We start from the raw sequence: 13,868 nt of genomic DNA, 5'->3' as shown, positions 1-13,868 counted from the left end.
AGATTTGGCCGACTTGGCAGGCGGTGTTGGAATTCCCTTGCGTCATCGCGGGCAGAGGACGCCTGCTTCACATCTGTGGCAGGCAATGTAACGGTTACTTTTTAATCTAAGTAGCCAAAAAATACCATTTTCAGCCTATTAATTGGAAATATCTCGTGCTGAACGCATAGTTAGCCGAGAAACTATCCGAATATATATTGAATATATGACGTTGTGCCAATTGTGCCAGCCGCTAGATTGGTAAGTGTTATTTGTGCAACACAGCATTAATCTGTTCGCGGAATCAACGTTATTTCAAAAACCGTCATTGAAGACGGAGGTTTGATGGGTATGTTCGCCGCGAAAAGGGGACGCGGTGCGCGCCTTTTTCGTTGTGGGGGTGAGGCGGGAAAACATATCCGCCAGCCACAAATCCGAAGCCATTTAAACTATGACTGGAGAGGTCAGAAAATGAACATCAAGAGCCTCCTTCTCGGCTCAGCCGCGGCACTGATCGCGGTCTCCGGCGCTCGCGCCGCGGACGCGGTTGTCGTCGCCGAGCCGGAACCGGCCGAATACGTCAAGATCTGCGACGTCTACGGCGCCGGCTACTTCTACATCCCGGGCACCGAGACCTGCCTGCGCATCGGCGGCTATCTCCGCTATGACATGGGCGTTGGCGATTCGGGTACGTTCGATGGTGTCAATAACGTTGCCGATCACATGGATGGCGGCAGCCACGACACCTGGTACAAGAACATGCGTTTCACGCTGAGGACTTATACCGGCCAGGAAACCGAGCTCGGCACGTTGAAGACCTTCACCGAGACCCGCTGGCAGTTCGGCAATTCCTCCGGCGACTATGATGGAAGCGCAAGCACTGGCTGGCAGGCCGCCAATACCAAGGCAGATGGAACCAGCAAGACTTCGCTGAACTTCGCTTGGATCCAGCTCGGCGGCCTGCGCGTCGGTAAGGATGAAACAGCATACGATGCATTCATCGGTTACGCCGGCAACGTCATCCAGGACACGATCATCCCGTATGGCATCAAGGACACCAACGTCGTCCAGTATTATTTCGACGCTGGCAGCGGCTTCACGGGCGTGGTCTCACTCGAAGAAGGCACCGGCACCAGCACGATCGACAGCTATGTTCCGCATGTCGTCGGCGGCTTGAAGTACAAGGGCGACTGGGGTGCGATCACCGGCGTCGTCGCTTATGACAGCAACTATGAAGAAGTGTCCGGCAAGGTTCGCCTGGACGTCAACGTCACCAAGGAGCTGTCGCTCTTCGTCATGGGCGGCTACGGCACCGACGACAATTCCAAGGACGACGCTGCCAACTTCCTCAAAATCCATGGCCGCACCCAATACAAGCCATGGGGCGGCAACTGGGCCGTCTGGGGCGGCGGCACCTACAAGTTCAACGACAAGACCGCGTTCAACGTCCAGGCCTCGGCTGACGACGACAAGAACTACGCCTTGGCTGCGAACGTAGCTTATACCATCGTCCCCGGCTTCACGATCACGACCGAAGTCGACTGGGATCACTACGGCAACTACGGCAACCCCTCCGTCTACGGCAACTGGTCCAAGGCCGACAAGAAGGACGGTATCGGCGGCATCGTCCGCTTCCAGCGCAACTTCTAATCGATCGACTGACCTTACCAGGCCGCCCGCAGCGATACGCTGCGGGCGGTTTTTTATGTGTTCTCGCGAGCGTTGGCCCCGGTGCCGGGCCCATACCTTGATTTCGTCACCCGATCGGTGAAAAGCTCCGGCATGGAATGGCGCGACGAGGGAATCATTCTCGGCACCCGCAAGCATGGCGAAACCAGCGCCATCCTCGAGGTGATGACGCGTGCGCATGGCCGCCATCTCGGTCTCGTGCGCGGCGGTCGTTCGCGCAAGCAGCAGCCCGTTCTCCAGCCAGGCAATCGCGTCGATCTGTTATGGCGGGCGCGCCTTGACGAGCATCTCGGCACGTTCCAGGCCGAGGCCATCGAGATGAATGCCGCTCGGCTGATGGACAGCGCCGTCGCCGTCTATGGCCTGCAGACCATGGCCGCGCATTTGCGCCTCTTGCCCGAGCGTGACGCCCATGGCGGCCTTTACGAAGCGCTCGCCGTGATGATCGCCCATCTCGACGATGCCGATGCCGCAGGCGAACTGGTGGCGCGCTTCGAACTTCTGATCCTCGATGAGCTCGGCTTCGGCCTCGATCTCAGCCAATGTGCCGCCACCGGCACGAGGCAGGATCTGGCCTATGTCTCGCCGAAGTCGGGCCGCGCAGTGTCGCGCGAAGCCGGTGCGCCGTGGCGCGACAAGATGCTGGTACTGCCGGCCTTTTTGCAGCGCGGCTCCGGCCTGCGCGCCGATCCTGCGGCGGTCGAGGACGCCTTCCGGCTGACCGGGTTTTTCTTCACGCGCCACGTCTATGAACCGCGTGGTATCGACCAGCCCGATGCCCGCGCCGGCTTTCTCGCCGCACTGCGCAAATATCACGCAGCGCGCAAGGCTATTGCCGGAGACAATGCTGCATGAGCGAAGTCGTCTATCCAGGCTGGGTTGGTCTCGCCGCTCTGCCCTGGAGGCAAGCTCTTGGCTTTCGGCACCGAGACATGTTCGATATTTCCAGCCGCCAATCTGGCGGCACGTTGAGTTTTCCAGCCGTTTAGCCGCCGCATTTGGATGTCAGTGAGATGAAACGTCAGTGAAAACTGGCCTGGTTTGGGGGAACCGCCATGTTTGAAAGCCTGATCGGGCTTGTCGCCATCATCGCCTTGTTCGTCATCATTTCGCGCCAGCAGAGCCGCATCGGCCTTATCGAGCGCGAACTTGGCGCACTGCGCAGTCTCGTCCTTTCGGGCGCGGCGCCGCCGGTAGCCAAGCCGGCAGAACGGATAGCGGCCGATGCCAAGGCCGACGCGGCGCCGATGGCTGCGGCAGCGGCCGATATCGCCTCGCCAGTGGTGAGCGAACCGGTCACGCAGGCGCCAGCTACAGAAACGGAAGCTCCGGCCGGCGAGGCTTTGCCCGGCCCCTGGTCCGCGGGCGAGGCTCCGAAGGCAGCAGAACCTGTCGAGCCGATTGCAGCGGCCAAGGCCCCCGGCAAGCCGGATATCGAAACGGCGCTCGGCACGCGCTGGGCGGTCTGGGTCGGCGGCATCGCACTGGCGCTGGGTGGTCTGTTCCTGATCCGCTACACCATCGAGGCCGGCATTTTCGGCCCTGGCGTGCGGCTCACCATGGCGGCGGTGCTCGGGCTGGTGCTGGTCGCCGGCGGCGAGTTCATTCGCCGCACCGGCTTCAAGGTGCCGGTGCAAGGTGTTGCCGGCGCCTATATTCCGGCGATCCTGACGGCGGCCGGTGCCTTCATCCTGTTCGGCACCGTCTATGCCGCCCATGGCATTTACGGCTTCATCGGCCCGGCGCTTGCCTTCACGCTGCTCGGCGCCATCGGCGTCGCGACGATCGTCGCTGCTCTCGTTCACGGTCAGGCCCTGGCCGGCATTGGTCTCGTAGGCTCCATGGCGACGCCGGCGCTTGTGTCCTCGCAGGCGCCAAATCCATGGGCGCTGTTCGTCTATCTGGCGATCGTGCTTGCCGCCACAGCGGCGATCGCCCGCATGCGCGACTGGAAATTCCTGATAGCGGCCGCTTTCTTCGGCACCGGCGCCTGGACCATCGCCTACATGACGAACGCGCCCGGCGCCGACCTTGCCGTCATCCTGTTCATCGACGCCGTGACGCTTGCGGTGCTTGCCCTTGTCTGGCTGGGCAGTCGTGGCGGCGAAGAGGAAACGGCAAAAAAGGGTTTCGACTGGCCGTCGATCGTGCCGGGCGTTTTTGTTGCGTTTTCGGCGCTGGGCCTATCCGTCGATCCCACACTTGTCGCTGCCGGCGATGCCTTGCCGGGCGCCCTGGTCATCGTCGCCCTTGTCGCCACCGCGCTCTACCGACCGCGCGCGGTGCCGCTTCTGCATGCCGCGGGTCTGGTGAGCGTGATGATCTATCTCGGCATCATTCCGCCCACCACCATCGGCTCCGATTTGTCCCAAGGCAATGTAGGCTTTGACGGCCTGCGGGTGGCGGCCGGAAATCCCTTGACGCTGCGCATCGGCATTGGTCTCGGCCTGGTCTTCGTCGGCGCCGGTTTCTGGGCCGCCCGCCGTTTCGCCGCTGTCGCGCAGATCCGCGCGGCATGCTGGGCGGCATGGGGCATCGCTGCGCCGCTGGTCATCCTGCTGGCGCTGTGGCTCACCTACGGCAATCTCGACCGCGACTTTGTCTACGCCGCCGCAGCAGCGCTGCTGGTGGTGGTTTTCGCCGGCGGCGGCGAGTGGATCGCGCGTGCCGAAGAGCCGCCGCTCAAAGGCGGCATGGCCGTGTCGTTTGCCCTCGGTGGCGCGGCGATCGCCGGCCTCTTGATGCTGCACATGGCCTTCAATTCCGGCTGGACCACCATCCTGCTCGGTGCCGCTGCCATCGTACCGGCGCAGGCAACGCGTTGGCGCTCTTACCCGGTGCTTGGCTGGATTTCGGTGGGCGCGGCGATCGCCGTGCTTGGCCGCGTTGCCTTCGATCCAACCATCGTCGGCGCCGAATTCCTCTCCAAAACACCGGTGTTCAACTGGCTTCTGCCGGGCTATGGCGTCCCGGCGCTGGCCTTCGGCTTCGCTGCCTGGCAGCTCGCCCGCACCACCAACGGCCGGCCGCGCCTCGCCATGGAAGCGGCAGCCGCGCTGTTTGCGCTGCTTGCCGTTGCCATGCTGGTGCGTCACGCCATGCATGGCGGTGTCATCGACACGGGGGCGATGACGCTTGCCGAGCAGGCGATCTACACCCTGATTGCCATCGGTGCCGGCGCCATCCTGGTCGCCGTCGACATGCGCTCGCCAAGCTCGGTGCTACGCTATGGTTCGATGGCCGCCGGCGTGGTTTCGGTTGCCTTCATCGTCATCCGGCATTTCGTGGTGCTGAACCCGCTGCTCACCGACGAATCGACAGGCCAGATCCCGGTGTTCAACCTGTTGTTCCTCGCCTATCTCCTGCCGGCCATCGCTGCCGGCGGGCTGGCGCTGTATGCCCGCGACAAGCGGCCGAAATGGTATGCGCAGATGTTGGCGGTGGTGGCGGCCGTGCTTGCCCTGGCCTATGCCACGCTGTCGGTGAGGCGGCTGTTCAAGGGCGAGTTCATCGGCCTGTGGAGCGGGCTCGGCCAATTGGAGACTTACACCTATTCGGCGCTCTGGCTGGTGATCGGCGTGGCGCTGCTCACCGCCGGCGTCTGGCTGAAGTCGCAGGTGCTGCGCATTGCCTCGGCCGCGCTGATCGCGATCGCCGTGCTGAAGGTCTTCCTCTTCGACATGTCGGAACTGGAAGGCGTGCTCAGGGCGCTATCCTTCATCGGCCTGGGCGCCGTGCTGATCGGCATCGGCCTGTTCTACCAGCGGCTTTTGACCAGGGCAGCGAGGGAAAACGGATAAAGGCAAACAAGAACAATAAGATTTCAGTCCGACCGGGAATAAACCGGCACCCGCCGGCGTTGTCTCATTGCTTGGGTGACCGGGGCGGTGGACCGCTTCGCGCTGGCCGCTTGCGTCGCGCCCGGAAGGCGCGTTGAATCGGGATCAATGAGGGCGATTTCAGAACCAGCGGTCATGGACGAAAAGAAGGCAGCAATCCTTGGCGAAATACCGCGCCTGCGCCGCTACGCACGCTCGCTTTTGCGCGACCGCGATTCTGCTGACGACCTCGTTCAGGACTGCCTCGAGCGCGCGCTCATGCGGCTCGACAACTGGCAGACGGGAGAAAGCCCCAGGAGGTGGCTGTTTACGATCATGCATCATTTGTTCATCGACCAGATGCGCAAGGTGAACCGTCGCGGCGAAGCGGCGATGCTGCCGCTCGAAGCCGGCGAGGCGGTGGCCCAGCCTGCCGAGCAACTGGAGGGCATCGCCTCACGCGAGATCATCGACGCGCTGCAGGCGATCAGCCCCGATCGCCGCGCCGCCCTTGTCATGGTCGCCATCGAAGGCTTTTCCTATGCCGAGGCCGCCAACATTCTGGGCGTGCCCGCCGGCACGCTGATGTCGCGCATTGCGCGCGGGCGTGAGGAACTGCGCGGCTTGCTGGATGACACGGCGCGCCGCCGCGCGATAAGGATCGTCGAGAAATGATCCGCCGCGATTTTTCAGAACGTGACATCCATATGGCGCTCGACGGCGAACTGCCGGCAGACGAGCGCGCCGCCTATGATGCCTGGCTCGACGCCAATCCCGAGATGAAGGCCAGAAGCGCCCGCTTCACAGCCGATCGGGAGGCGCTGCGCTCAGCCTTTGCCGGCGTGCTGGATGAGCCTGTTCCCGCGCGCTTGCGCAAGGTGGTGCTCGGCGAAGCGCCTGTTAAGGCCGCGGTGCCGCACTCGCGCTGGTGGCTTGCCGCTGCCGCGGCCGTGCTTTTGGCCACGGGCGGCTTTGGCGGCTACTTTGCCGGCATTGGCGGCATCGGACAGGAGGATCCGGCGGAAGATCGGCTCGCCGAACAGGCGATCGCCGCCCATGTCATCTATGCCGCCGAGAAGCGGCATGCGGTGGAAGTGCCGGCCAGCGACAAGGATCATTTGCAGACCTGGCTGTCCAACCGGGTCGGGCTGAAGCTGGTGGCGCCGGATCTGACCGCAAACGGTTTTCAACTGGTCGGCGGCAGGTTGCTGCCGGCCGGCGAAGCCAAGGCCGCGATGCTGCTCTACGAGGACGACAAGGGCGAGCGCATATCGCTCTTCGTCACCGCGGAATCGGCTGAGAATGCCAAGGGCACCTATGCTTCGGCGCAGGACGGCCCGCAGGCCGTCTACTGGCTGGACAAGGGCTATGGCTGCGCTGTCGTCGGCTCGTTGCCGCGCGAGCAATTGGCGGTCGTGGCCAAGAGTGCCTATGGCCAGCTTCTGGCGGGCCTCGCAAGCTGAGTTGGCCGCAATTGTTCACAACCGGTGGCCTATCAAAACAGCGATCCTGTTCAAAGCCCGCGGGCTTCCTTGCCGGCGCGGAAACTGTCACAATTCGGCCCTAATCAAGGAGCGATAGCGCTTGATGAATACCGGCGCTTCAGCCGGTGTTTGCGACGCTTTTGACCGGGGCCGTTTCCGCAACGCAATCGAGGTTTTCTCAAGTCGCATGCCTGCCGAGATCCGCACGGCCCGCGCGTCTGACGTCGATGATCTCGCCGCCATCGAGAAAGCCGTTTTTTCGAGCGATCGCATTTCCCGTCGCTCCTTTCGCCTGTTCATCGAGCGCGAGACCGCCGAGACGCTGGTCGCCGAAGTCGATGGCCGAGTCGCTGGCTACGCGATCGTGCTGTTTCGCAAGGGCAGTGGGGTGGCGCGGCTTTACTCTATAGCCACGGGCCCGTTTTTTGGCGGGCTGGGTGTCGGCCGCATGCTGCTCGCGTCGGCGGAAGACGCAGCCTTCGAACACGACCGCATGATGCTGCGTCTCGAAGTGCGTGAGGACAACAGCCGGGCCATCCGCATCTACGAGCAGGCCGGCTACCGCAAGATTGGCCGTGAGCCAGGCTACTACGAGGATGGCGAGACCGCACTTCGCTATGAGAAAACCTTGCGCGGCGACGTTCCGATCGCCACCAGGGTGCCGTTCTATCAGCAGACCTGCGAGTTCACCTGCGGCCCATGCTGCCTGATGATGGCCATGGCCAATTTCGACCGCGCCTTCGTGCCCGATCCGGTGATGGAAATCCGCCTCTGGCGCGAGGCGACGACCGTCTTCATGATGTCGGGGCCGGGCGGCTGCGAACCGTTTGGCCTTGCTGTGTCGGGGTACGAAAGCGGCCTCGCGGCGGAAATCTTCGTTTCCTTCTATGGCGCGCTGTTCCTACAGTCGGTGCGCAGCGAGGACAAGCGCCGGGTGATGGAACTGGCCCAGGTCGACTTTCGCCGCCGCGCGGAACGTTACGGCATCCCGGTGAACTACCGCTCATTCAGCATCGATGACATCCGAACCGCGATCGCTGCGGGAAAACTGGTGCTGGTGCTGATCAGCGGCTTCCTGATGTTCGGCAAGAAGGTGCCGCACTGGGTGCTGGCCATCGGCGATGATGGCGATCATATTCTGATCCACGATCCCTGGGTCGAGGACGAAAGGCAGGAAACCATCCTTGATGCCGCCAATATTCCCGTGCCCTACGGCATCTTCATGAACATGGCGCAGTTCGGCCGCGACGGACTGCGTGCCGCCATAACTTTGGGGAAGCGCGACACACAATGACCTGGGTCATCCTTACCGGCCGGCAGAGCGATCTCGACCAGGTGGCGACACCGCACAAGATCATCACCAATCGCGACTATCTCGCGCATCCATCGCTGTTCCGCGGCCAGCGGCCGAAGGTCATCAACCTGTCGAACAACTACGGCTACCAGAGCCGCGGCTACTATGCCTCGCTGCTGGCGAGCTCGCGCGGCCACAAGGTCATCCCGACCGTCGAGACGATGATCGACCTGTCGGAGCGCAAGCTCTACGAACATGCTTTGCCGGAGCTGGAACTGGCGCTCAACAAATGCCGCAAGGACCTCGGCGGCGCCTTTCCGGCCAAGGTGTGTATCTTCTTCGGCATCGGGCCGTCGAAGGTCTGGGACCGCTTCGCCAAGCTCCTGTTTGATTGGTTCCGGGCGCCGGCGCTCGAGGTCCATATCAAGGACAGCGCCGAATGGGCCTCGATCCGCAAGATCGGCTTCCATCCGCTGGCGCGCATGACCGAGGACGAAGAAAAGAACTTCATCCAGTGCCTGGAGACCTACACCAACCGCGAATGGCGCGACACCAAGGGGCGCACGCCGGCGCGCTACACTTTCGCCACGCTGGTCGATCCGCATGAGGAATTGCCGCCGTCGGAAATCTCATCGCTGCGCTACTGGGCCAAGATCGCCGAAAAGATGGGCGTCGAAATCGAGCCGATCACCAAAAAGGATCTCGCCAAGCTCGCGAACTACGATGCGCTGTTCATCCGCGAGACCACCTCGATCTCCAACCACACCTATCGCTTCGCCCGCCGCGCCCAGCAGGAGGGCATGCCGGTCATCGACGATCCGCTGTCGATGATCCGTTGCACCAACAAGGTCTATCTGAACGAACTGATGTCCTACAACAAGGTGCCGGTGCCGCCGACAGTGATGATCGCTGGCACCTCTGACTTCGAACTGGCGGCACAGACGCTCGGCTTCCCGCTGGTGCTGAAGATCCCGGACTCCTCCTTCTCGCGCGGCGTCAAGAAATGCGAGAATCTCGAGGAACTGACACGGCTTGCGACCGAATGGCTGGAGGATTCCGACCTCCTCATCGCCCAGAAATTCATTCCAACCGAATATGACTGGCGCGTCGGCGTGCTCGGCGGCCAGCCGCTGTTTGCCGTACACTATCTGATGGCCAAGAAGCACTGGCAGATCGTCAACCACAAGGCCAATGGCAAGCCCGATCAGGGCGGTATCAAGACCTTCACGCTGAAGGAGACGCCGCCCCATGTCGTCGAGACCGCGGTCAAGGCGGCACGCTGCATCGGCGATGGCCTTTACGGCGTCGACCTCAAGGAGACCAAGGACGGCGTCTTCGTCATCGAGGTCAACGACAACCCCAATCTCGACCATGGCTGGGAGGATTCCGGCGAGAAGGACGAGGTCTGGGTGCGGTTGACGCAGTGGTTCCTGGAGCGGCTCGACCGGCCAGGACGACAATAGTTCTATATCTTTGTTTTGAAACAATTCCGGGCGGAATCCGCTTCACACTTTTCCTGGAATTGCTCGGGGGAGAAACATGCAGTTCATCGTGATTGAGGATTTCACCAGCTGCGATCGCAAGGATATCTATCGCCGCTTCCGCGATCGGGGCCGCCTGAAGCCGGAGGAGCTTGTCGTGCACCACAGCTGGATCGCGGCGGATATGAGCCGCTGCTTCCTGCTGGTGGAGACGGACGACGTCACGCTGCTGCAGCGCTGGGTCATCGAATGGGCTGATCTGGTCGAGTTCGAGATCATTCCCGTGGCGACGAACAAGGACATGGTGACAGCCTTGAGCGGGCACCTCTGATCATCGCAGTCTGTCAGATCAACGCAGCGCCGGCGAGCCCACCGCGCGCTGGCATTCGTTGATCAGCCAATCGCGGAACGCCGCCACGACATCGCGCCTGGCGCTGCGCTCGGGAATCGTCAGGCAATAGGGCTGGCGCAACGCGATCGCCCTGACGGCGGGGCGGACCAGCCTGCCGTCCTCCACCGCTTGCGCACAATAGACCCCTTGCGCCAGCGCCACACCCAGCCCCGAAACGGCGAGGTCGAGGGCCGCACGCGACGAGTTGGCCGACAGGCCGCGCTGCGCCGCCCGGTCGGGCTGGACACCGGCAGCTTCGAACCAGTTGCGCCAGGACGGAAACGAGGCGCCGGTCGGTCCCCAGTCGGTATGGATCAGCGGCAGCCCGGCGAGCGGACCGCCGTCTGCCTTGATTGCGCTGGCAAGCTCCGGTGCGCAGACGGGATAGACGGCGTCCCGGACAATGTCCTCGGTCGGGTGCTCACGATAATGCGGACCGTAGGAGAGCCTGATGTCGATCAGCTCGCGGTCGAACGGCACCGGGTCGTCGTCACCCCGCAGCGATATATCGGCGGCGCCGTGGCTGGCGACGAAGCGGGCGAGACACTGCGAAAGCCAACCCATGGCCATGGATGGCGGCACCGAGACCACCAGGCGCGGGCGGAAGGCATCACCGCCCAGCTCGCGCGAGACACTGCCGATTTCCTGGAAGGCCATGGTCAGCCGCGGCAGCATTTCCACGCCGGCCTCGGTGAGCACGACCCTGCGGTTGACCCGATGAAACAGCTTGCGCCCCATCTGTTCCTCGACGGTGCGGATAAGCTGGCTGATGGCGGCGGCGGAGACCGAAAGCTCTTCCGCCGCCGCGGCAAAGCTGCCCGTGCGCGCCGCGGCCTCGAAAGCTTGAAGTCCTTTCAGGGATGGAGATGTGACCATGATTGCCCGATAGATAAGATAAGCTTATCCAAATCGCAGGAATCGTCGTTTTTGGAAAGCTTTTTCAACGACTAGAGTAGGCCTTATCAAATCGCCAGCCTGGATCGAAGCCGATGGACCATCGCGACATCATCGCGTCACTGACCCCTGAAGAGCGCAGTCGCCTGACCGCCAAATCCGATGTCGCGGGTTTCGTGCAACTCGGCGCCCATTGGGGTGCGATTGTGATCATTGGATCGCTGATCGCCGCGAAAGTGGCATTCTGGCCGCTGCTGATGCTGCCGCAAGGCATCCTGATCGTCTTCTTGTTCACGCTGCTGCACGAAACGGTTCATCGCACGGCCTTCGAGACGCAATGGTTGAATGACGCCGTGGCGCGGGTCTGCAGCCTGGCGCTGGCGCTCCCGGCCGACTGGTTCCGCTATTTTCATTTCGCCCATCACCGTTTCACCCAGGATCCCGAAAGCGATCCGGAGCTGGCCTTTCCCAAACCGGAAACGCTGCGGCAGTACCTCGTGCATGTTTCCGGCATCCCGCTGTGGTGGGGCCATCTCAAGACGCTCTACGCCAATGCCTTTGGTGACAACCAGGAAAGCTATGTGCCGCCGAAAGGCCGGCCCAAGGTGCGGGCCGAGGCGCGCGCCATGATCGCCTTCTACGCCGTCGTCCTTCTGCTCGCCGCCTATTTCCGGCTCTCCGTGCTTCTCTATGTCTGGATCATTCCCGCTCTGCTCGGCCAGCCGTTTCTGCGCCTCTATCTTCTGGCCGAGCATGGCCGCTGTCCGTTCGTTGCCAACATGCTGGAGAACACGAGAACCACGCTGACCAACTGGGTGGTGCGCAAGCTGGCCTGGAACATGCCGTTCCATGCCGAGCATCATGCCTATCCCGGCGTGCCGTTTCATCAACTGCCGCAGTTTCACGCGTTGATCGAGCGGCATCTGAAGGTGGTCGAGCCGGGCTATGTCAGCTTCCACGAGAAATATCTGGAAGCGCTGCGTTGATGATGATGCGCAGTCGGCAGCCGGTCGCCCCCGCTTGAGGACGCGACCGGCGTGATGGGCTAGACCTGGGCGGTGCCGCCGTCGACGAACAGCTCGGCTCCGGTGACAAAGCTGGAATCATCAGAGGCCAGGAACACTGCCGCCTTGCCGATCTCGTCAGGGTCGCCGAGCCGCCCCATCGGCACCTGGGTAGCGAGGAAATCAAGCAAACCCTTTTGCTGTTCGGCTTCGGGTCCGGCAAGCTCGGCGAGACCTGTCGTACGGGTCGGACCGGGGCTGAGGATGTTGACGCGGATCTGTCGCTCCTTAAGGTCGATTATCCAGCTTCGGGCAAAATTGCGCAGCGCAGCCTTCGACGCGCTATAGACGCTGAACGCCGCCGCGCCGGTTGAGCCGGCGGTCGAACCGGTCAGGATCACCGAGGCACCGTCGGCCAACAGTGCGAGCGCTTTCTGCACCGTGAACAGTACCGCCTTGACGTTGCGGTCGAATGTCTCGTCGAAGTGCTGTTCGGTTATCTGGCCGAGCGGCAGCATGGAACCACCGCCGGCGTTAACCGAGAGCACATCGATACGGCCGCTTTGCGCTTTCACCTGAGCGTAGAGACGGTCGAGATCGGTGAAACTGGTCGAGTCGGCCTGGATACCGGTGGCGTTTTTGCCGATTGCCGCGACGGCCTTGTCGATCTCGGCCTGTCGCCGTCCGGTAATGTAGACATGCGCACCTTCCGCGGCGAAGCGCTTGGCAATGCCAAGGCCGATACCGCTGCTGCCGCCGGTAACCACGGCGATCTTTCCTTCGAGTTTGTTTGTCATTTTCGTCACTCCTTGTTGTGGGTGACAGAGACATATGGACAGGTCGATCCTTTCGAAATAGCAATGCTTGCAAACAATCATTGCAGGATTGCTAATGTCGAAAGCCCCGGATTTTGAAGGTTTGGCAATGTTTGCCAAGGTCGCGGAGGAGCGATCCTTTGCCGCCGCGGCACGTGTGCTTGGCCTGTCGGTGGCGACGGTGTCACGTGGCGTCAGCCGCCTGGAGGAGCGGCTTGGCGCGCGGCTTTTCAACCGGACGTCGCGCCGCCTGGCCCTCACGGATTTCGGTCATCGACTCGCCGAGCGTGCGTCTCGCCTTTACCGCGACGCGGAGGATGCCGAGAACGCGGTGCGAGAACTGTCGGCCAGTCCTCGCGGCCTTGTACGTCTGGCCGTTCCAATGTCGTTCGGGCTGAGGTGGGTGGCGCCGCTGCTTCCTGATTTCTTCAAGCTCTATCCTGACGTGTCGATCGACATGCATCTAAGCGATGCGGTCGTCGATCTGATCGGCGAGGGGTTCGATGCAGCTTTGCGGATTGCCGTGTTGCCGGATTCCTCGTTGGTTGCCCGGCGCTTGTGCAACATTGCGCCGTTCATCGTTGCGGCGCCATCCTATCTTGCCAGGCATGGCCGGCCGAGCACGCCACGCGAACTCGACGCACATCACTGTCTTGGCTACGCCTATCGGCCGCGGCAGGACGTTTGGCATTTCAGCAATGCTGCGGGCGATGAAGAGGTTGTCACACCGTCCGGACCGTTGCGGGTCACCAATTCCGACGCCCTTGTTCCGACCGTGCTGGCCGGAACTGCGATCGCCGAACTGCCGGAGTTCATTGCCAGCGAGTATCTTGCCGACGGGCGTCTGGAAGCGATCCTGACCGATTGGACTTTGCCCAGGGGCGCGCTGTATTTTGTAACGCCGTCGGCCCGCGCGCGCCCGGCCAAAGTCGAGGCCGTCGCCGGTTTCATGGCTGCCCACCTGTCAAAACCGAGCTGGCAACCGATCCATCAATAGAGGGCAGGGCGCCCTCGGACGA

At 62.6% G+C, this 13,868-nt stretch carries 12 protein-coding genes; 10 read left to right on the top strand and 2 right to left on the bottom strand.

What is annotated here, in order from left to right:
- Window positions 1–450 precede the first annotated feature (450 nt).
- The 8 genes from AC0V8S_RS28580 (at window position 451) to AC0V8S_RS28545 (ending at window position 10,076) form a co-directional block, all read left to right on the top strand.
- Entirely contained in the window at window positions 451–1,629 is a 1,179-nt protein-coding gene (locus AC0V8S_RS28580) for a porin (RefSeq protein ID WP_183457801.1), read from the top strand.
- A 132-nt stretch (window positions 1,630–1,761) separates the two neighbouring features.
- On the top strand, window positions 1,762–2,523 hold the full coding sequence (gene recO / locus AC0V8S_RS28575; protein WP_183457804.1) for a DNA repair protein RecO: 762 nt from the start codon (window positions 1,762–1,764) through the stop codon (window positions 2,521–2,523).
- Between the two features lie 200 nt (window positions 2,524–2,723).
- Window positions 2,724–5,468: a DUF2339 domain-containing protein gene (locus tag AC0V8S_RS28570; RefSeq protein WP_475434795.1), complete on the top strand. Its 2,745-nt coding sequence runs from the start codon at window positions 2,724–2,726 to the stop codon at window positions 5,466–5,468.
- Window positions 5,469–5,642: 174 nt separating this feature from the next.
- The gene (locus AC0V8S_RS28565; RefSeq protein ID WP_056563409.1) at window positions 5,643–6,161 is read left to right on the top strand and encodes an RNA polymerase sigma factor; all 519 of its coding nucleotides are present in this window, start codon (window positions 5,643–5,645) and stop codon (window positions 6,159–6,161) included.
- Window positions 6,158–6,949: an anti-sigma factor family protein gene (locus AC0V8S_RS28560; protein WP_475434793.1), complete on the top strand. Its 792-nt coding sequence runs from the start codon at window positions 6,158–6,160 to the stop codon at window positions 6,947–6,949. Before AC0V8S_RS28565 ends, AC0V8S_RS28560 begins: the two co-directional genes overlap by 4 nt.
- Window positions 6,950–7,157: 208 nt before the next feature.
- Entirely contained in the window at window positions 7,158–8,264 is a 1,107-nt protein-coding gene (locus AC0V8S_RS28555) for a peptidase C39 family protein (protein ID WP_475434792.1), read from the top strand.
- Window positions 8,261–9,727, top strand: coding sequence for a RimK family protein (locus AC0V8S_RS28550; protein ID WP_475434791.1), 1,467 nt, complete (start codon window positions 8,261–8,263; stop codon window positions 9,725–9,727). Before AC0V8S_RS28555 ends, AC0V8S_RS28550 begins: the two co-directional genes overlap by 4 nt.
- 76 nt (window positions 9,728–9,803) lie before the next feature.
- Window positions 9,804–10,076 carry a DUF3303 domain-containing protein gene (locus AC0V8S_RS28545; RefSeq protein WP_475434790.1) on the top strand — a complete coding sequence of 91 codons (273 nt, stop codon included), beginning with the start codon at window positions 9,804–9,806 and terminating at the stop codon, window positions 10,074–10,076.
- A gap of 18 nt (window positions 10,077–10,094) precedes the next feature.
- Here the strand turns inward: AC0V8S_RS28545 and AC0V8S_RS28540 are convergent, their stop codons facing one another.
- The gene (locus AC0V8S_RS28540) at window positions 10,095–11,012 is read right to left on the bottom strand and encodes a LysR substrate-binding domain-containing protein (protein ID WP_475434789.1); all 918 of its coding nucleotides are present in this window, start codon (window positions 11,010–11,012) and stop codon (window positions 10,095–10,097) included.
- Between the two features lie 113 nt (window positions 11,013–11,125).
- Here AC0V8S_RS28540 and AC0V8S_RS28535 point away from each other — a divergent pair, with 113 nt between their 5' ends.
- Window positions 11,126–12,016 (top strand): fatty acid desaturase family protein, encoded by an 891-nt coding sequence (locus AC0V8S_RS28535; RefSeq protein ID WP_475434787.1) that lies wholly within the window; start codon window positions 11,126–11,128, stop codon window positions 12,014–12,016.
- Between the two features lie 59 nt (window positions 12,017–12,075).
- On the opposite strand, the gene AC0V8S_RS28530 is transcribed toward AC0V8S_RS28535, so the two are convergent.
- On the bottom strand, window positions 12,076–12,831 hold the full coding sequence (locus AC0V8S_RS28530) for an SDR family oxidoreductase (RefSeq protein WP_475438713.1): 756 nt from the start codon (window positions 12,829–12,831) through the stop codon (window positions 12,076–12,078).
- Between the two features lie 94 nt (window positions 12,832–12,925).
- On the opposite strand from AC0V8S_RS28530, the gene AC0V8S_RS28525 reads away from it, so the two are divergent.
- Window positions 12,926–13,846, top strand: coding sequence for a LysR family transcriptional regulator (locus tag AC0V8S_RS28525; protein WP_183457812.1), 921 nt, complete (start codon window positions 12,926–12,928; stop codon window positions 13,844–13,846).
- Window positions 13,847–13,868 lie beyond the last annotated feature (22 nt).

It is taken from the genome of Mesorhizobium oxytropidicola, from assembly GCF_056174625.1.
Note: the sequence above shows the minus strand (reverse complement) of the source record. Positions and strands in the feature narration are given on the sequence as shown.

Bases quoted from the DNA above. Each gene is read 5' to 3' on its own strand.
- AC0V8S_RS28580 (WP_183457801.1), top strand. From the start codon at position 451: ATGAACATCAAGAGCCTCCTTCTCGGCTCAGCCGCGGCACTGATCGCG.
- AC0V8S_RS28540 (WP_475434789.1), bottom strand. From the start codon at position 11,012: ATGGTCACATCTCCATCCCTGAAAGGACTTCAAGCTTTCGAGGCCGCG.
- AC0V8S_RS28545 (WP_475434790.1), top strand. From the start codon at position 9,804: ATGCAGTTCATCGTGATTGAGGATTTCACCAGCTGCGATCGCAAGGAT.
- AC0V8S_RS28555 (WP_475434792.1), top strand. From the start codon at position 7,158: ATGCCTGCCGAGATCCGCACGGCCCGCGCGTCTGACGTCGATGATCTC.
- AC0V8S_RS28560 (WP_475434793.1), top strand. From the start codon at position 6,158: ATGATCCGCCGCGATTTTTCAGAACGTGACATCCATATGGCGCTCGAC.
- AC0V8S_RS28565 (WP_056563409.1), top strand. From the start codon at position 5,643: ATGGACGAAAAGAAGGCAGCAATCCTTGGCGAAATACCGCGCCTGCGC.
- AC0V8S_RS28535 (WP_475434787.1), top strand. From the start codon at position 11,126: ATGGACCATCGCGACATCATCGCGTCACTGACCCCTGAAGAGCGCAGT.
- AC0V8S_RS28550 (WP_475434791.1), top strand. From the start codon at position 8,261: ATGACCTGGGTCATCCTTACCGGCCGGCAGAGCGATCTCGACCAGGTG.
- AC0V8S_RS28530 (WP_475438713.1), bottom strand. From the start codon at position 12,831: ATGACAAACAAACTCGAAGGAAAGATCGCCGTGGTTACCGGCGGCAGC.
- AC0V8S_RS28525 (WP_183457812.1), top strand. From the start codon at position 12,926: ATGTCGAAAGCCCCGGATTTTGAAGGTTTGGCAATGTTTGCCAAGGTC.
- recO (WP_183457804.1), top strand. From the start codon at position 1,762: ATGGAATGGCGCGACGAGGGAATCATTCTCGGCACCCGCAAGCATGGC.
- AC0V8S_RS28570 (WP_475434795.1), top strand. From the start codon at position 2,724: ATGTTTGAAAGCCTGATCGGGCTTGTCGCCATCATCGCCTTGTTCGTC.